The sequence below is a fragment of the Niveispirillum sp. KHB5.9 genome (assembly GCF_048066115.1).
GTDB lineage: Bacteria > Pseudomonadota > Alphaproteobacteria > Azospirillales > Azospirillaceae > Niveispirillum.
Genome location: NZ_JBLTYX010000006.1, coordinates 172,195 through 188,738, shown reverse-complemented (window position 1 = coordinate 188,738; position 16,544 = coordinate 172,195). Strand labels below are relative to the sequence as shown.

Annotated in this window: 23 protein-coding genes; 5 read left to right on the top strand and 18 right to left on the bottom strand. The window is 64.9% G+C overall.

Annotated elements, in window-relative coordinates; genetic code table 11:
• Window positions 1–5: 5 nt before the first annotated feature.
• The 5 genes from fliR to flgB all read right to left on the bottom strand — a co-directional run bounded on the left by fliR (window position 6) and on the right by flgB (window position 2,493).
• Entirely contained in the window at window positions 6–773 is a 768-nt protein-coding gene (fliR, locus tag ACM9HJ_RS13005) for a flagellar biosynthetic protein FliR (protein WP_416572161.1), read from the bottom strand.
• Window positions 770–1,066: a flagellar biosynthesis protein FliQ gene (gene fliQ / locus ACM9HJ_RS13000; RefSeq protein WP_416572160.1), complete on the bottom strand. Its 297-nt coding sequence runs from the start codon at window positions 1,064–1,066 to the stop codon at window positions 770–772. Before fliQ ends, fliR begins: the two co-directional genes overlap by 4 nt.
• A 130-nt stretch (window positions 1,067–1,196) precedes the next feature.
• Window positions 1,197–1,505: a flagellar hook-basal body complex protein FliE gene (gene fliE, locus ACM9HJ_RS12995; protein ID WP_416572159.1), complete on the bottom strand. Its 309-nt coding sequence runs from the start codon at window positions 1,503–1,505 to the stop codon at window positions 1,197–1,199.
• Between the two features lie 34 nt (window positions 1,506–1,539).
• Window positions 1,540–1,953: a flagellar basal body rod protein FlgC gene (flgC, locus tag ACM9HJ_RS12990; RefSeq protein WP_416572158.1), complete on the bottom strand. Its 414-nt coding sequence runs from the start codon at window positions 1,951–1,953 to the stop codon at window positions 1,540–1,542.
• A 135-nt stretch (window positions 1,954–2,088) separates the two neighbouring features.
• Complete coding sequence (gene flgB, locus ACM9HJ_RS12985; RefSeq protein ID WP_416572157.1) at window positions 2,089–2,493, bottom strand: flagellar basal body rod protein FlgB; 405 nt, start codon at window positions 2,491–2,493, stop codon at window positions 2,089–2,091.
• Window positions 2,494–2,808: 315 nt separating this feature from the next.
• On the opposite strand from flgB, the gene ACM9HJ_RS12980 reads away from it, so the two are divergent.
• From ACM9HJ_RS12980 to fliP, 4 genes are read left to right on the top strand one after another with little or no spacing between them, the layout of a single operon-like run.
• Window positions 2,809–3,198, top strand: a complete 390-nt coding sequence (locus ACM9HJ_RS12980; protein ID WP_416572156.1) for an EscU/YscU/HrcU family type III secretion system export apparatus switch protein — start codon at window positions 2,809–2,811, stop codon at window positions 3,196–3,198.
• A complete protein-coding gene (locus ACM9HJ_RS12975) occupies window positions 3,195–3,539 on the top strand; it encodes a hypothetical protein (protein WP_416572155.1) in 345 nt (114 codons plus the stop codon). The genes ACM9HJ_RS12980 and ACM9HJ_RS12975 overlap by 4 nt, the downstream gene beginning before the upstream one ends.
• Before the next feature lie 3 nt (window positions 3,540–3,542).
• Entirely contained in the window at window positions 3,543–3,881 is a 339-nt protein-coding gene (locus ACM9HJ_RS12970) for a flagellar biosynthetic protein FliO (protein WP_416572154.1), read from the top strand.
• On the top strand, window positions 3,878–4,639 hold the full coding sequence (gene fliP / locus ACM9HJ_RS12965; protein ID WP_416572153.1) for a flagellar type III secretion system pore protein FliP: 762 nt from the start codon (window positions 3,878–3,880) through the stop codon (window positions 4,637–4,639). Before ACM9HJ_RS12970 ends, fliP begins: the two co-directional genes overlap by 4 nt.
• Window positions 4,640–4,685: 46 nt before the next feature.
• Here fliP and ACM9HJ_RS12960 read toward each other — a convergent pair whose 3' ends face one another.
• Window positions 4,686–5,537: an AAA family ATPase gene (locus tag ACM9HJ_RS12960; protein WP_416572152.1), complete on the bottom strand. Its 852-nt coding sequence runs from the start codon at window positions 5,535–5,537 to the stop codon at window positions 4,686–4,688.
• 95 nt (window positions 5,538–5,632) lie between these two features.
• On the opposite strand from ACM9HJ_RS12960, the gene ACM9HJ_RS12955 reads away from it, so the two are divergent.
• Window positions 5,633–5,818 (top strand): hypothetical protein, encoded by a 186-nt coding sequence (locus ACM9HJ_RS12955; RefSeq protein WP_416572151.1) that lies wholly within the window; start codon window positions 5,633–5,635, stop codon window positions 5,816–5,818.
• Window positions 5,819–5,867: 49 nt separating this feature from the next.
• Here ACM9HJ_RS12955 and ACM9HJ_RS12950 read toward each other — a convergent pair whose 3' ends face one another.
• From ACM9HJ_RS12950 to ACM9HJ_RS12895, 12 genes are all read right to left on the bottom strand, one after another.
• On the bottom strand, window positions 5,868–6,056 hold the full coding sequence (locus ACM9HJ_RS12950; protein WP_416572150.1) for a DUF5397 family protein: 189 nt from the start codon (window positions 6,054–6,056) through the stop codon (window positions 5,868–5,870).
• 28 nt (window positions 6,057–6,084) lie between these two features.
• The gene (locus ACM9HJ_RS12945; RefSeq protein WP_416572149.1) at window positions 6,085–6,312 is read right to left on the bottom strand and encodes a DUF2283 domain-containing protein; all 228 of its coding nucleotides are present in this window, start codon (window positions 6,310–6,312) and stop codon (window positions 6,085–6,087) included.
• On the bottom strand, window positions 6,309–6,584 hold the full coding sequence (locus tag ACM9HJ_RS12940; RefSeq protein WP_416572148.1) for a hypothetical protein: 276 nt from the start codon (window positions 6,582–6,584) through the stop codon (window positions 6,309–6,311). Before ACM9HJ_RS12940 ends, ACM9HJ_RS12945 begins: the two co-directional genes overlap by 4 nt.
• Window positions 6,585–6,590: 6 nt before the next feature.
• Window positions 6,591–9,266 carry an alanine--tRNA ligase gene (gene alaS / locus ACM9HJ_RS12935; protein WP_416572147.1) on the bottom strand — a complete coding sequence of 892 codons (2,676 nt, stop codon included), beginning with the start codon at window positions 9,264–9,266 and terminating at the stop codon, window positions 6,591–6,593.
• 110 nt (window positions 9,267–9,376) lie between these two features.
• Entirely contained in the window at window positions 9,377–10,243 is an 867-nt protein-coding gene (locus ACM9HJ_RS12930; RefSeq protein WP_416572146.1) for an alpha/beta hydrolase, read from the bottom strand.
• Window positions 10,244–10,273: 30 nt separating this feature from the next.
• A complete protein-coding gene (locus tag ACM9HJ_RS12925) occupies window positions 10,274–10,555 on the bottom strand; it encodes a DUF481 domain-containing protein (protein WP_416572145.1) in 282 nt (93 codons plus the stop codon).
• Window positions 10,450–11,031 (bottom strand): DUF481 domain-containing protein, encoded by a 582-nt coding sequence (locus ACM9HJ_RS12920; protein WP_416572144.1) that lies wholly within the window; start codon window positions 11,029–11,031, stop codon window positions 10,450–10,452. The genes ACM9HJ_RS12925 and ACM9HJ_RS12920 overlap by 106 nt, the downstream gene beginning before the upstream one ends.
• A 127-nt stretch (window positions 11,032–11,158) precedes the next feature.
• The gene (locus tag ACM9HJ_RS12915) at window positions 11,159–11,638 is read right to left on the bottom strand and encodes a Dps family protein (protein WP_416572143.1); all 480 of its coding nucleotides are present in this window, start codon (window positions 11,636–11,638) and stop codon (window positions 11,159–11,161) included.
• 338 nt (window positions 11,639–11,976) lie between these two features.
• On the bottom strand, window positions 11,977–12,600 hold the full coding sequence (locus ACM9HJ_RS12910; protein WP_416572142.1) for an EF-hand domain-containing protein: 624 nt from the start codon (window positions 12,598–12,600) through the stop codon (window positions 11,977–11,979).
• A 93-nt stretch (window positions 12,601–12,693) separates the two neighbouring features.
• Window positions 12,694–13,446 (bottom strand): 5'-methylthioadenosine/adenosylhomocysteine nucleosidase, encoded by a 753-nt coding sequence (locus tag ACM9HJ_RS12905; protein WP_416572141.1) that lies wholly within the window; start codon window positions 13,444–13,446, stop codon window positions 12,694–12,696.
• Window positions 13,443–13,874 (bottom strand): response regulator, encoded by a 432-nt coding sequence (locus tag ACM9HJ_RS12900; RefSeq protein WP_416572140.1) that lies wholly within the window; start codon window positions 13,872–13,874, stop codon window positions 13,443–13,445. The genes ACM9HJ_RS12905 and ACM9HJ_RS12900 overlap by 4 nt, the downstream gene beginning before the upstream one ends.
• The gene (locus ACM9HJ_RS12895) at window positions 13,871–16,528 is read right to left on the bottom strand and encodes a PAS-domain containing protein (protein WP_416572139.1); all 2,658 of its coding nucleotides are present in this window, start codon (window positions 16,526–16,528) and stop codon (window positions 13,871–13,873) included. Before ACM9HJ_RS12895 ends, ACM9HJ_RS12900 begins: the two co-directional genes overlap by 4 nt.
• Window positions 16,529–16,544: the final 16 nt, after the last annotated feature.

The window sequence follows — 16,544 nt, the reverse complement described above, 5'->3', positions numbered from 1 at the left end:
ACGCCTCACAGCTGCAGGATGTTGACGAGTTGCCCCTCGAACCGGGTCAGCCAGAAGGTCATCAGCGCCATCAGACTGAGGCCCAGCAGCAGCAGGCCCAGGATGATCTGGATGGGCACGCCCACGAAGAATACCTGGATCTGCGGCACCAGCCGCGAGATCAGGCCCAGGCCAAGGTAGAACAACAAGCCGATCACCGTAAAGGGTGCCGCCAGCTGCATGCCGATCAGGAAGCTGTCGGCCATGATGCGGGTCAGATGCTGGGCCACGTCGCCAATGGGCAGCCATTGCCCCGGCTGGAACAGACTGTAACTGTCCACCACGGCCAGCAGCAGCATATGGTGCATGTCGGTGGCAAAGATCAGCATCAGGGCCAGCACGCCCAGGATCGCGGAAACCGGATTGCCGGGTGACGACAGGGCCGGGTTGAAGGCCTGGGCCGCCGACAAGCCCACCTGGTTGGCGATCAGCATTCCCGCCGTTTCCAGTGCCGACATCAGCATGCGGGTGATGGTGCCCAGGAAGATGCCGATCATGGCTTCGGCAATGATCAGCAGGGTCAGGTCCGCCGGGCTGGGCGGTGACTTGGGCATCTGCGGCAGCAGGATGGGCAGAAGCAGGAAAGACACGGCCAGCGCGAACAGCAGCCGGATGCGCGGCGACACATATTGTTCGCCATAGCCCGGCATGATCAGGAAGGCGGAACCCAGGCGCACGAAGATCATCAGGAACGCATAGACCGACCCGCCCAGGACCGTGTCCAGCGACATCATCCGCCGCCATCCTGGCTGTCGACGCTGGTCCCCACCGCCACGATGCGGTCCATGATCCGCTCGGTGAAGGTCCGCAAGTGCCCGTTCATGAAGGGCAGCAGGAACACCATGGCCGTGAACAGGATCAGGATCTTGGGCACGAAGGTCAGGGTCTGTTCCTGCAGCTGTGTCAGCGCCTGGAACAGCGAAATGGCGAGACCGACCACCAGCGCGATCAGCATCAGCGGCAAGCTGACGATGATCGTGGTGAACAGCGCGTCGCGCACGATCTCAATGGCCTCGGCCTCGTTCATGATAAATCCCGGTTCCCGCCTTTCACGCCCCTCAATCGCCGTCGCCCACATCCGTGGGCTTGGCTTCGCGCCACGTGGCGCGCGGCGGCGGTTGCCGCCGTACCAATGGTCAAATATTTGACCATTGGTATCACATCGGCATGCGCAGGATTTCCTGATAGGCGGAGATCACCTTGTCACGGACATTGACCACGGCCTGCAAGGTCACCTCGGCATTGGTGACGGCGTTCACCACATCGGCCAGGTCGGCCTTGCCGACGATGCCCTTGGCCGTCATCTCCTCGCCCTTGTGCATGGTCTGGATCGACTGGGTCGCGGCACTTTCCAGCATGTCGCCGAAGGATGGCCCCTCGGCGGCACCCGATTTGGCGGGCGCGTTCAGGCCACGCGTGGCGGCACTGGCATAGGCGGCGGCGGCACCGCTGAAGGGAATGGCCATGGCTTAGTCCTTCCTGTCCGAAAACGAGGCTTAATCAGTTGGAACGCAGCAGGTCGACCGTGCGCATGATCATCGAACGCGTGGCGTCCAGCGTGTTCAAATTGGCCTCGTACGAACGCTGCGCCTCGCGCATGTCCATGCTTTCGACCAGGGAATTGACGTTGGGCAGCAGCACATAGCCGTCGGCATCGGCGGAGGGATGGCCGGGATCATAGCGGCGCTGGAAGTCGCTGCGATCCACGTCGATCTTCTTCACCTTGACCAGATCGGTTTCCATCTGCTTGTCCAGGGCGTTCTGGAACAGCACCACCTTGCGGCGATAGGGCAGGTCGCCCGGCGAGGGGGCGGTGGAATTGGCGTTGGCCAGGTTTTCGGCGATGACGCGCAGGCGCGTGCCCTGCACCTTCATGCCCGCGGCCGATGCCGCCATCGAATTCATCAGGTCCATGACCTCTCCTTCTCGTTCCCTCAGGCGCCGGGCGCCGCCAGATGGCGGCTTGGCTTGCGGCACCAAGTGGTGCCGGGCCGCCGGTTGGCGGCCTCCAGCGGTCACAAGCGACCGCTGGCCCTAACTCCATCCGCCTCAGCGCGGCGGCGTCATCGCGGTCTTCAGCATGCCCACCTGCTTGCGATACAGGTTGGTCACGGTCTGGTACTCCATGGCGTTCTGGCCGACCTTCATCATCTGTTCTTCCAGGACCACGGCATTGCCGGCGGGCGCGGTCTCATAGGGGCTACGTTCCTCCCCATCCTTGAAACCCGCCTTGTCGGGGATCGTGCCCTTCAGATGCCCGGATTCCGACCCCGCCAGCTGCATGCGCGCGGTATTGCGCAGCTGCTTCTTGAAGTCGAATTCCACCAGGTCGTGGGGACGGAATTCCGGCGTATCGGCGTTGGAGATGTTCTTGGACAGAACCTCCTGCCGCTGATTGTGCCAGGCCATCTTGTCCGACATCATGCGGAATATGCCGCTATCCTTCAGATCCATGGCGAAACCCTTCCATCCTCGACCCTGATCGGCGCCCGATTGAGTGCCATTTCCAGACCAAAATACATGCAATTTCCGCGCCACAAACTCGATTGCTGACGCCATTTCCGGGGCTGATTTTCAGGGGCCCGGCCCGCCTTTTGCGGGAAGCCGGTCATGGGACCGGGAGAACCGGATCGGTTTTCATTCCCATCATAGCGCAAGTGATGGCGCGAGGAACGTGAAATCGCACCTATCAAGCCGGCTGCACCGCACGATGTCATCTGCTAGGATGCTTTCAGCCGCAAGGGTGGTTTCGTGCCCGGAACGGCGTTTGTGGACGAGGCCATCCCTTTGCACCCGCCCCCCGACAGCCCCCCGCCCCCGCCCGCCCGCCGACAGGTGGCGGTGGCCCTGCGGCATGAACGGGGCGATCCCAACCTTCCGCGTGTGGTGGCCAGCGGTCGGGGTGCGGTGGCCGACCAGATCCTGGAACTGGCCTTCGCCCATGGGGTGAAGGTGCGCACCGATGCCGACCTGGCGGAAATCCTTGCCGCCGTTGATGTGGAAAGCGAAATTCCCATTGAAGCCATCGCCGCCGTGGCGGAAATCCTTGCCCATGTTTATCGTGCCAATGGCACGTTGGATAACAGTGCCAATGGAACCTGGCATGAACGCGCCGGGGAACTTGACCAGACGCCCCTGGATCAGCCGACGGGACCATGACAGAGAACCCCACCATCCCCACCCTGCCCGCCCCGGACGATATCGACCAGACGCTGGACAGCCTGCTTTCCCTGCTGACCGGCGGGGAGCAGACGCTGGCCGGGGGGGAGATGGTCGATCTCTACGGGCTGGAGCGTGAGGTGAAGCCGATCCTGGACACGATCCTGGCATTGCCGCCGGCCCAGGCGCGCTCACTGCTGCCCAAGCTGGAACAGGTGCTGACCGCCCTGGATCAGGTGGCGGGCACGCTGGAGCGTGTGCATGGCGACAAGCTGGGCGGGCGGGAGGCGCATGCCACCCGCATGCGCGCCACCCAGGCCTATCGCTCCAGCAAGGATTGAGGCATGGACGCGTCCAATTATGTGCGCCTTGTCCTGGCGCTGGGACTGGTGCTGGTGCTGATCGCGGGCTTCGCCCTGCTGCTGCGCCGCTATGGTCCCGCCGCCGGTCTGGCCGTGCGCCGCAAGGGTGACAAGCGGCTGAGTGTGGTGGAGGTGATGGCGCTGGATGCCCGCCGCCGGCTGGTGCTGGTGCGGCGCGACGGGGTGGAACATTTGTTGCTTCTGGGTACGGGTGAGGACCGGGTGGTGGAGACGGGGATCATTCCGCCGGCCGCCACGTCCGTTCCGGGTGATTTCAGGGCGGTGCTGGACCGCCAGGACAAGGTGGGTTCCGCATCATGACGATGGGCCGTTCGCTGAACCTGCTGTGCCGGCGCGCCCTGCCGCTTGCCGCCGCCATACTGTTGCTGGCGGAACCGGCGGCGGCACAGAGCCTGTCGCTGGACCTGGGTGACCAGGGGGCCAGCGGCACCGGCCGCATCATCCAGTTCGTCATGCTGCTGACGGTGCTGTCGCTGGCGCCCAGCATCCTGATCATGATGACCTGTTTCGTGCGCATCACCATCGTGCTCAGCTTCCTGCGCTCCGCCATGGGCACGATGCAGGTGCCGCCCAACCAGGTGCTGGTCAGCCTGGCCATGTTCCTGACCTTCTTCATCATGGCGCCGACCCTGCAGGCCTCGTACGAGCGCGGCATCCGCCCCCTGATCAATGAGGAGGTGGACGAGATCACCGCCTTCAAACGATCGGTGGAGCCGTTCCACGCCTTCATGATGCGCCATGTGCGCGAGCGCGACCTTCAGCTTTTCATGGACATGTCGAAGACCGCACCCGTGGCGGAGCCCAAGGATGTCCCCGTCCATGTGCTGATCCCCGCCTTCATGCTGTCGGAACTGAAGCGGTCGTTCGAGATCGGGTTCCTGGTCTTCGTGCCTTTCCTGGTGATCGACATGGTGGTGTCATCGGTGCTGATGGCCATGGGCATGATGATGCTGCCACCAGCGATGATATCACTGCCGTTCAAACTGATCTTCTTCGTGCTGATCGATGGCTGGTATCTGATCGTCGGGTCGCTGGTGCAGAGTTTCGGGGAGATATAGCGGGGTCTGTTGGGGTTCGGCTACGCCTCACCCCAACAGACCCCAGTTACCCTTGATTGTTCCGGCGCGCCAGGAAGGCCAGCCGTTCGAACAGGTGCACATCCTGCTCGTTCTTCAGCAAGGCGCCGTGCAGCGGCGGGATCAGCTTCTTCGGGTCACGCTGGCGCAATGTTTCCGGCGACACATCCTCCACCAGCAGCAGGCGGATCCAGTCCAGCAGTTCCGACGTGCTGGGCTTCTTTTTCAGGCCCGGCACCTCGCGCACCTCATAGAACAGGGTCAGCGCGTCGCGTAGCAATTCGGCCTTCAGGTCGGGGAAATGCACCTCCACGATGCGGGCCATCGTGTCGGCGTCGGGGAAGCGGATATAATGGAAGAAGCAGCGGCGCAGGAAGGCGTCGGGCAGTTCCTTCTCATTGTTCGACGTGATGATCACCACCGGGCGCTTGGCCGCCTTGATGGTCTCCCCCGTCTCGTAGACGAAGAATTCCATGCGGTCGAGTTCCTGCAGCAGGTCGTTGGGAAACTCGATATCGGCCTTGTCGATCTCGTCGATCAGCAGGACGGGCGGGTTCTCCGCCTCGAACGCCGTCCAGAGCGGGCCCTTGCGGATGTAATTCTTGATATCCTTGACGCGCGGATCGCCCAACTGGCTGTCACGCAAGCGGGACACGGCGTCATATTCGTAAAGCCCCTGCTGGGCCTTGGTCGTGGATTTGACGTTCCAGGACATCAGCGGCCGGCCAAGGGCCTTGGCCACCTCCTGCGCCAGCACGGTCTTGCCCGTCCCCGGCTCTCCCTTCACCAGCAGCGGCCGCTGCAAGGTGATCGCGGCATTCACGGCGACGCGAAGGTCATCGGTGGCGACGTAATCCTGGGTACCTTGGAAACGGGTCATGGGTCTTCGCTGGTCCGGCAATTGATCCGCGCGGCATCATTGCCGGAACGGTCCGGAATGGCTACCCTGAAATCAGCCAGCCAGGGGGACCGGACATGCGACAGGTTCTGCAGGACATCACGCCAGCGCAACTACCCGACATACTGATGCGGCTGGGCATCGAGCCGACACAGCGCCTGCGCATCACGCTGGAAACGCTGGACGAGGATGTAAGCCTGCCGGGCGACGAAGGCGATGAACGCGCCTTCGACTGGGCGCTGGAAGAGGTGGAGCGGGCGTGAACGTCAGGGGGATTTCACGATGCCGGTGAAATCCGACCAGCGGCAAACATCAACGATCCCGCGGATCATCAAGGATTTCGGACAGCCGATAATCCAGTTCTTCACCGCTTTCCACGACGCGGATGCGCATTGTGCGGTCACCGCCATCTAACTGACCGTCGGCTGAAAGCACCTCATAGACCGGCCCCAAGGGACCGAAACGGCGCCATGTGCCGATCAATGCCTGCGGGGTGGGCATCTGGCTGTCGATGGGAACCTCCTTTCTGTCAGGCGGCCAATCGTGAATAGTTCTGCAACAAGGTCAGTGCTTCGGCAATCACATCAGCATGTTTGCTGGCGAACTGGATATCGTAACCGACCGGTTCACCATCAGCACCCAGGTCGATGATGACGTCACGGGCATCATCGTAGCGCTGCCGGACGGACGTGCCGGGACGAATCTTTACATAAAGACTGTCCGTCGACTGGTCATAGGAGACGGCGTTGCTGCTCATGGCCTGAACTCCTCATCAACATAGTAGGTGTGGACCGTTCGGCCATCGCCCAGCGTGATGACGCTCAGATATCCGCCCAGTTCCCTGACCAGTCCCCAATATCGCACACGACCGTTGGGTTGCGCCAGCCTGCGGACTGGGCTGTCCAGAACGGACAGGATCATCTCAGGCATGATGGCACGCCGTTCAGCTCGGGCCATCACCTCGAACGCGCAATAACGTGTCCGCCAGAAAGGCGGCGGCGGAAAACTCTCCGGTTCATCCGCCGTCATTCTCCCTCAACCCGCTAAAGCCGCTTCCACCGCCGCGATGGCATCGGCCGCCTTGTCCCCGTCGGGACCGCCGGCCTGGGCCATGTCGGGGCGGCCGCCGCCGCCCTTGCCACCCAGGGCTGCCGCCGCGACGCGGACCAGGTCGACCGCGCTGGCCTTGCCCACCGCATCCTCGGTGACACCGACCACGACCGATGCCTTGCCATCGGCCACCGCGATGGCGACGACGACACCGGTGCCCACCTGCTTCTTCAGCTCATCGGCGAACGGCTTCAGATCCTTGGCCGGCAGGTCGGCGACGACACGGCCGATGAAGCCCAGACCGTTGATCTGCTTGACCTCGGCGGCCCCACCGGAACCACCGCCGCCCAGCGCCACCTGACGGCGCAGGTCGGCCAGTTCCTTTTCCATCTTGCGGCGTTCGTCCAGCAGGCTGGCGACCTTGGCCACCACCTCGCCGGCCGGCACCTTCAGCGCCTGGGCGGTGTCCAGCAGGCGGCCTTCCTGCTGCTCCAGATAGGCCAGCGCGCCCGCACCGGTCAGCGCCTCGATACGGCGGATACCGGCGGCAACCGCCCCTTCGGACACGATCTTGAACAGGCCGATATCGCCGGTGCGGCGGACATGCACGCCACCGCACAGTTCGACGGAGAATTCCTTGTTGGCGCCATCATCGGTGCCGCCCATGGAAACGACGCGCACCTCCTCCCCATACTTTTCCCCGAACAGGGCCATGGCGCCGACGGCGATGGCGGCATCCGGCGTCATCAGGCGGGTGGTGACCTCGCTATTGCCACGGATGCGGGCATTCACCGCCGCTTCGACATCGGCCACATCATTGGCGGCCAGCGGCGTGGGCTGGGAAATGTCGAAGCGCAGACGGTCGGCCGAGACCAGGGAGCCCTTCTGGGTGACATGATCACCAAGACGACGACGCAGCGCCTCATGCAGCAGGTGGGTAGCGGAATGGTTGGCGCGGATCGCACCACGACGGCCGCCATCGACCTTCAGCTCTACGGCATCGCCCACGGCCAGGCTGCCCTTGGTCACCGTGCCGATATGGACGAACACCGCGCCCAGCTTCTTCTGCACATCGCGGATGGCGACTTCCGCACCCTTGGCGGAGATCATCAGGCCGGCATCGCCGACCTGACCGCCGCTTTCGCCATAGAACGGGGTCTGGTTGACGACGACCAGAACTTCCGAACCCTCGGCGGCATTGGTGACGCGGTTGCCTTCCTTGTCCAGGATGGCGGTGACCGCACCCTCGGCGGCTTCGGTGTCGTAACCCAGGAACTCGGTGGCGCCCAGCTCGTCCTTCAGCTCGAACCAGACGCGTTCGGTTGCCGCTTCACCGGAGCCGGACCAGGCGGCACGGGCCTTCTTGCGCTGTTCCTCCATGGCGGCGTTGAAGCCCTCCACGTCGACCGGACGGTTGCGGGTGCGCAGCACGTCCTGGGTCAGATCCAGCGGGAAGCCGTAGGTATCGTACAGCGTAAAGGCGACATTGCCCGGCAGCGCCTGATCGGCGGCCAGCGGCGCCTCGGCCTCGTCCAGCAGCTTCAGACCACGGTCCAGCGTCTGCTTGAAGCGGGTCTCTTCCAGGCGCAGCGTCTCGGTGATCAGGGCCTGGGCGCGCACCAGCTCGGCATAATGGCCGCCCATCTCGCGCACCAGGGCCGGCACCAGACGGTGCATCACCGGATCCTTGGCGCCCAGCATATGGGCGTGACGCATTGCGCGACGCATAATGCGGCGCAGGACGTAACCGCGGCCCTCGTTCGACGGCATAACGCCATCGGCGATCAGGAAGGAGCAGGAGCGCAGATGGTCGGCGATGACCCGGTGCGAGGTGGCCTGCGGACCCTTCAGCGACGCGCCGGTCGCTTCGGCCGAGGCCTCCAGCAGGCCCTGGAACAGGTCGATATCGTAATTGTCGTGCACGCCCTGCATCACGGCGGCTAGGCGTTCCATGCCCATGCCGGTATCGATCGACGGCTTGGGCAGGGCCACCCGCTCGAACCCGCCATCCTTGGACGGCAGCTGTTCATACTGCATGAACACCAGGTTCCAAATCTCGATGAACCGGTCGCCATCCTGATCCGGGCTGCCCGGCGGGCCGCCGGGGATGTGCTCGCCATGGTCGAAGAAAATCTCGGAGCACGGGCCGCAGGGGCCGGTGTCGCCCATCATCCAGAAATTGTCCGAGGTCGGGATGCGGATGATGCGATCCTCCGGCAGGCCGGCGATCTTCTTCCACAGGTCGAACGCCTCGTCATCATTATGGAAGACGGTGGTGGTCAGCTTGTCGCCGGGGATGCCGAATTCCTTGGTGATCAGGTTCCAGGCCATCTCGATGGCGTCGGCCTTGAAATAATCACCGAAGGAGAAATTGCCCAGCATCTCGAAGAAGGTGTGATGGCGGGCCGTGAAGCCGACATTGTCCAGGTCGTTATGCTTGCCGCCGGCGCGCACACATTTCTGCGAGGTGGTGGCGCGGCTGTAGGGGCGCTGCTCCTGACCCGTGAAGACGTTCTTGAACTGCACCATGCCGGCGTTCGTGAACATCAGCGTCGGATCGTTGCGCGGAACCAGCGGCGAGCTGTCGACAATGGCGTGGCCGTTCTTCCCGAAATAGTCGAGGAACGTGGAACGGATTTCGTTGACGGTCTTCTTGGACATGGGGGAACGGCCTGACTTGGGATCACGACAATTGGGGTGTGGGTTTTACCGTGGGGAGGGACGGCCTGTCCATGCCCGGTACAGCGAAGCGGCCATGAACGCGTGCGTTTCTAGTCCCGTACCACCAGGGATCGGCCACCGGAGGGCTTTTCCTGCTCCAGGGTCGGTCCTTGCGGGCTTGCGCCGGAAGCATCCAGGAAGGACAGCAGCACCTCCCCGCCCCCCCTCGCCAGCAGGTCATCGGCCGCAACGCCATCGGGCCGGAATACCTGCAGCGGTGCCGTCACCAGCCGGTCCAGCCGCTGCCCCAGCGCCACCGGTATCTGCCGGTCCCCCCCCGCATGCAGGATCAGTGTGGGCGCCTGCACCTGGGCCAATATCGATGCCGCCTCAAACCGGTGGTGCAGCAGCGACCGCAACGGCAGAAAGGGCAGCCGCCGTTCCAGCAGCTCTGCCATCGAAGTGAACGGTGCCTCCAGCACCAGCCGTGCCACCGACCGTTCCGCCGCCAGCCCGGCCGCCAGCAAGGCACCTGTATCGCGCCCGTACAGCACCAGCCGCCCGCCCGATACGCCACGCTTTACCAGGAAATCGGCCCAAGCGCCTGCATCCTCCGCCCATTCCAACTGCCCTGCCGCGCCCGGATTGCCGCCCTGCCCGCGCAGGCCCGCCAGCAGCACCCCGAACCCGGCATCGGCCAGCAGCCTTGCCAATGGCCCGCAAGTGCCCGGATGTTGCAGCCGACCCGGTAAAATCAGGATCGTCGGCTTGGTAAACCCTTCCGCCGGCAGGTGCCAGCCTTCCAGCGATGTACCGCCGCCCGTCGACGTCCAGACATTGTGGAAATCGGGAATGCCAGCATCGGCCAGCACCATCGGGCGCCGGTCGGGCGGGAACAGGAAGCGTTCCTGCCCCCGCCGGAACCAGACGACATAGGCGATCCAGGCCAGCAGCGGGATCAGGATCATCATCAGCATCGATCGACCCGCCTCGGCTGGGAACCAGCGTTAGAAGGTATAGACCAGCGTCGCCCGGCTCAAGGTGTCGGTCTGCTTGCGATCGTCCGGCGGGTCTGTCTCATGCCGCAGGGTGACGGCCACGCGGGCGGAGAACAGGGCGTTGATGCGGGCCGTCAGGCTGCTCGTCGCCTCGATCGTCGTGTTCTTGGCGCCCAGCAGCGCCTTCACCGACTGGGCGAACTTGGCGCTGTCGGACAGGTCCTGGGTGAAATCGGCGGCGGCGCGGAAGACGACCTCATGTTCCACATTGGGCTCGTCCGGCGTGTCCACCAGGAACGTGTGCCGGGTACCGGGACCGCCTTCCACCGACAGGCGCCGCCCGTCACCACATAACCGGCACCCACCGTTTCCGTCACGCGGTGGCGGTAGCCGGCAAAGGTGTCGCGTTCCCAGCCCACTTCGGACGCGGCGTAGAAACGCGGATTGATGAAGTAGTTCGCCCCGTACCCGGCCTCGAATCGTTCCTTGGACGTCTCGCCTGCGGCGCGCTGCAGGTCCGCACCCGCCGTCACCTCATGCCGCCATTTCACCGTTTCCTTCAACAGGTCGACGCGCAGTGACAGGCTCTTGTCATCGCTGTTGCCGGTGGACAGCGACGCGCCGGCCTCCGCATCGCCCGACCATCCGGCGAACAGGCTGGAGGCCGCCTGACGCTTCACGGCGCGCTCGGCTTCCTTGCGGTCCTTGCGCAGGGCACCGGTCAGATCCAGGGCGGCACTGTCACGCCCGGCGGCCTGGCGCAGCATGGCCTCCACCCCGGCGGGCAATGCGGAATTCTGTGCGGCAACAGGGCTTACGACACAGGCGAAAAAAAATCAGCGCCGCGGAAAGCGGCGCTGTCTTGAACATCGACATTGGTAATTCGGTCTCCGACTATTCCAGCAGGGAACGCAGCATCCAGGCAGTCTTTTCGTGCACCTGCATGCGCTGGGTCAAGAGGTCGGCCGTCGGCTCGTCATTCGCCTCTTCAGCGATTGGGAACAGGGTACGGGCGGTACGGGCCACGGTCTCGTGGCCCGTAACAAGCTGCCGGATCATATCCTGGGCGTTGGGAACGTCGGGCTCCTCTTCCACCTTGGTCAGCTTGGCGAACTGGCCATAGCTGCCGGGCGCATGGAAGCCCAGGGCGCGGATACGTTCCGCCACCTCGTCCACGGCCGTGAACAGTTCCGTATACTGCGCCATGAACATGGCGTGCAGCGTGTTGAACATCGGGCCGGTGACGTTCCAATGGAAATTGTGGGTCTTCAGGAACAGCGTGTAGCTGTCCGCCAGCAGGCGCGACAGACCGTCGGCGATCTGGGCGCGGTTTTCGTCGGTGATGCCGATATTGATGGCGGGTGCCTTGGCCATTTTTTGCCTCTAGCTTGGTCTCGTGTCGAAGGACAGATGGGTAGTCTGACCGCAAAGCCAAGGGCATGCAAGGGGAGGATCGGCTTATAACCTGCTGAAAAATATGGGGGAGGCCGAAAGGCCGCATCTATGCGGTCCGGCCGTCCCCCAAGTAGCAGGGGCGTTACCACCCCCGTATGGCCCGGCTGAAGGCATGCGAATTCCCAGCCGGACCAAAGGTAAGCTGTCCCTCAATCGCCGGCGCCTACATAGGCGGGCTGGGGCTTACGCACCATGTGGCGCGCGGCGGCAGCCACCGCCAGAGCGGTTTTCCAGTCACTGGAAAACCGCTCTCGGGATCAAGCAGCCTGGCTGGTCGTGCTGCTGCTGTTGGCGCTGCTCTTGCTGGCATAGCTGTTGATGGCGGTCTGCAGCTGGCTGATCAGGGTGCTCAGCGGATCATCCTCATCCTCTTCACTGCTGGTGCTGCTGGAGAGCAGGCTGCTGACACTGTTGCTGTCGCTGCTGCCTTCGGCCTGCTGTCCGCCCTCACCGCCCGGCGGCGGACCACCCGGGGGCGGACCACCGGCCCCGCCACCCGGCGGCGGGCCACCGGGCGGGGGACCACCCGCACCCTGCGTGCCGCCGAATCCACCGGAGGATTCTTCCTGTGCGGCCAGCAGGGCGCCCTTGGTTTCCGAGCGCATGCTCTGGAACGCCGTCTCCATCTCCGTCTGGGTGAGGGAGCCGTCGCCATCGCTGTCCATCTTGGCGAACATTTCCTCGGCACTGGGGCGGTTGCCACCGCTCCGGCCGGCCTTGTCCGCATCCTTCGGTCCGGCCGCCTGGAATTCCTCCAGCGACAGTGCACCCGACTTGTCGGCGTCGGCCGCCTCGAACCGCTCCTGGGCTTTCTGCTGGCGGCTGACGCCGGCCGACGCATAGGCATTGCTGCTGATGCTGCTGATGCTGCTGATACTCATTAAGGTTGCTCCCTTCGGGTTTTGCCGGACCCATTCCTTCAACGGACGGGTCCGGCATCGCCTGTCGGCAGCTTTGCCAGGTTTTTTAGCCCCTCACATCACCGGCACGATACGCCGCACGATGCCGGCGGCGTTGACGGCGGCGGTGCGGGCGAAGGTGGGGAAATCCAGGTGACTGTCGCTGCCGGCCAGATCGGACAGGGCACGGACCACCACCAGCGGGGCGGCGAACCGGGCTGCCACCTGGGCCAGGGCCGCCCCCTCCATCTCCACCGCCTGTGCCTGGAACCGGGCATACAGGTCCTGACGCGTGTCGGCGCAGTTCAGGAAATGATCGCCGGTCAGCACCGTGCCGAAACGCCAGACCGGTACCCGCACCGATCCCGGCATGCCGGTCAGCGCAACCCCGTCCAGGGCCGTCGCGATGCGCGCCGCCATGCCATCGGCCAGCGGATAGCCATGGCTATCATCGAATCCCGGCAGCGGCGGCACGCCCGGCTGGTACGGCTTCAGCCGTCCGCCGGCCAGTGCCCCGTAATCATGCTGGACCAGCCGGTCGGCGATGACCACGTCACCCACTTCCAATGCCGGGTCCAGCCCGCCCGCCACACCGGAGAACAACAGGCCGCGCACACCGAACCGGTGCAGCAGCAGGGTCCCCACCACCGCGGCATTCACCTTGCCGATCCCGGCCTCGACCAGCACCACATCGCGTCCCGCCACCTGCCCGCGCAGGAAGCGGAACCCGGCCAGTTCCTCGGTGTCGCGATCATCGATCTCGTCGCGAAAATGCCCGATCTCCTCCGGCACCGCACAGATCAGACCCAGGGGAGCATCCATGCTCATAGCGAACCTCCCGCCCGCGGCCGGATATTCTTGGCAAGCGTGCGGATGCGTACCTCCAGCTGGGCGGCGCTGTAGGGCTTGACGATGAAGGCATCCACGCCCTGGGCGCGGGCGGCCAGCACATGGTCCTTGGTTCCGTGGCCCGTCTCCATGATGAAGGGCAAGTTGGGCCGCAGATTGCGCACCGATGCCAAAAGGTCCATGCCGTTCATGCGCGGCATCGCCCAGTCGCAGATGATCAGGTCCACCCCAGCCGGATCGCGATGCACGATGTCCAGCGCCTCCGACCCGTCATTGGCCGTCTGCACCTCGCGCACGCCCATCTGTTTCAGCACGTCGGCGATCCAGACGCGGGTCTGCTGCTGGTCTTCCACCACCAGGATGCGCAGGGACTTGATCGGGTCCTCCGGCATGTACATTCGGGTCATGCGCGTCTCCGCTTGGCCAGGGCATCCGCCACGGCCCGGCACAGGGTCTCAGGGTCGATGGGCTTGTAAAGCACGGGGATGTCGGGTGGCAAATCCTCAACCTCCACATGGCCGCGGCCGGGATATCCGGTCATGAACAGCACGACCACATCCGGGTCCAGTTCCGTTACCAGATGCGCCAGCCGCACCCCACCCAGGGCAGGCATCACCAGATCGGTCAGCAAGAGGTCGATGCCCCCCTCCTCGAACCGTTCCAGCGCCTCCACCCCGTCGGCGGCACGGCGCACCGCGTGGCCGTCGCGTTCCAGGAACCCCGACACCAGGGTAAGCAGTTCCGGCTCATCCTCCGCCACCAGGATGGTCGCCGGCCTCGCATCGGCCGCCGCGATCCGGGCGCTGGGCACCAGGGGAACGGTCGCCGCCGGTGCCGCCGACAAGGGCAGCCAGAGGGAGAAGCAGGTGCCCCGCCCCGGCTGGCTTTCCACCAGGATGGTGCCGCCCGCCTGCTTCACCGTGCCATAGACCATGGCCAGTCCCAGGCCCGTGCCCTGGCCCGGCGGCTTGGTGGTGAAGAACGGGTCGAAGATGCGGTCCAGCAGTTCCGGCGGCATGCCCGTCCCCCGGTCGGTGACCGACAGGATGGCGTAATCCCCGACCTCCAGCCCCGGCGGCGCCTGTCCTTCCACCTTTTCCAGCCGCACCGACAGCGGCCCACCGCCCGGCATGGCGTCACGGGCATTGATCGCCAGGTTCAGCAGGGCTTGGGCCGCCATGTCGGGATCGATGGCAACCCAGGCGGGCGCGTCCGGCACCTGCACCGACAGCTCGATCGTGGCCCCAAGCAGCGGCTTCAGCAGGAATTCCTGCCCGCGCAGAACCCCACCCAGGTCGATCACCTCCGTCCGCGCCACCTTCTGGCGGGAGAAGGTCAGCAATTCGCGGGTCAGGGCCGCAGCCCGTTCCACCCCCTGCCCGATCTTGGCCAGGTATCCGGCCTGCGCACTGTCCTTGGCCACGCCCTGCCTGGCCATGCCGGCATAACCGCCGATCACCGACAGGATATTGTTGAAATCATGCGCGATGCCGCCAGCCAGCTGTCCCAGCGCTTCCATCTTCTGGGCCTGGAGCAGCTGGCTCTCCAGCTTCTTCTGCTCCGTCACATCGGCGAACAAAACCACGAATCCGCCGCCCGGCATGGGGAAATGGCGGACCTGCAGCCAGGTGCCGTTGGGCCGCTGCCGCTCGTTGAAATAGATGCCGTCATGGCGGATGCGGTCGTAATCGGCGACGCTCTCCTCCACCGTCTCGCCCGGATATTCACCCTGCTGGGCCAGCAGGATCACCAGGTCGCGGTCCTTCAGCCCCGGCACCATGAAGCCCGGCGGGATGTCCAGCAGTTCCGATACCATGCGGTTGGCCACCAGCAGATGGCCGTCGGCGTCATAGACCTCGATGCCGATGCCGACATTGTCCATCATGCTGTCCAGGATGCGTGTCTTTTCCCATATCTCGCGCTCGGCCTGACGGCGTTCGGTGATGTCGCGCAGATAGGCGGTATAGCGCTGGCCCGGCCCCAGCGGCACCGCGGTGATGGCCAGTTCCACGGGGATCACTACCCCGTCGCGGCGCAGCGCCTCGATCTCCACGCGCCGGCCCAGCATGGTGCCGCTGCCACCATTCTTCAGCCGCGCCAAGCCGTTGTCATGGCCATCGCGATGCTGCGGCGGCACGATCAGGTCGCTCATCCGCCTGCCGACGGCGTCGCCCCGCTGCCAGCCGAACGTGCGCTCCGCCGCCGGGTTGAACTCCAGGATATAGCCGTCCTCGTCGATGGAAACGATGCAGTCCAGCGCGCTGTCCAGGATCGACCGGGCCCGCGCCTCGCTCTCGCGCAGGCGCAAGCTTGAGGCCGCCTCATGCGTGACGTCGCGGAACAGGCACATGACCAGCCGTTCCCCCCCACCCTGGAACGGCACGGCCGACAGGGCAACGGTCAGGTCGCGCCCATCCAGGCTGCGCAGATCGATGCGCATCTGGTGCAGCGGCTCCCCCCCTACCACCCGGCGCATCAGCATCTCGGCCAGGGGCCGCATCTCCTCGGTGGTGACATCCATGACGTTGAAGCCGGCCGCCGCTTCATCCGACCCGATGCCCAGAATGGCGCGCCCCGCCCGGTTGATGAAGCGGCCCCGCCCCTGTGCGTCATGCACGGCGATGCCGTCGGGTGACAGATCGACCAGCTGGCGATAGCGCTGTTCGCTGTCGCCCAGGTCCGACTCGCGGCGCTTCAGTTCGGTGATGTCGGTACGCATGCACAGGGTCCCGCCTTGCGGCAGCCGCTGGTCATGCACACGGATCCAGCGCCCGTCCGACAGCAGGAACTCCACCGGCACACCCGTGGGCTGGCGGAAATTGCGCATGCGGTCGGCGACATAGGCTTCCATGTCGCGGCCCTGGGCATGCAGATTGTCGCCCGCCTCGATGCCATAGCGCAGCAGCGTCTCGAACGACACGCCGGGCACCATCTGCGCCGCCGTGACCGGGAACAAAGCCTTGAAGGCGGGGTTGGCCAGGACCAGCCGTTCCCCGGCGTCGAACATCGCCACGCCGTCGGTCAGCATGTCGAAGGCCGTGGTCAGGCTGTTCAGGTCCAAGTCCGTCTCCGGCGAT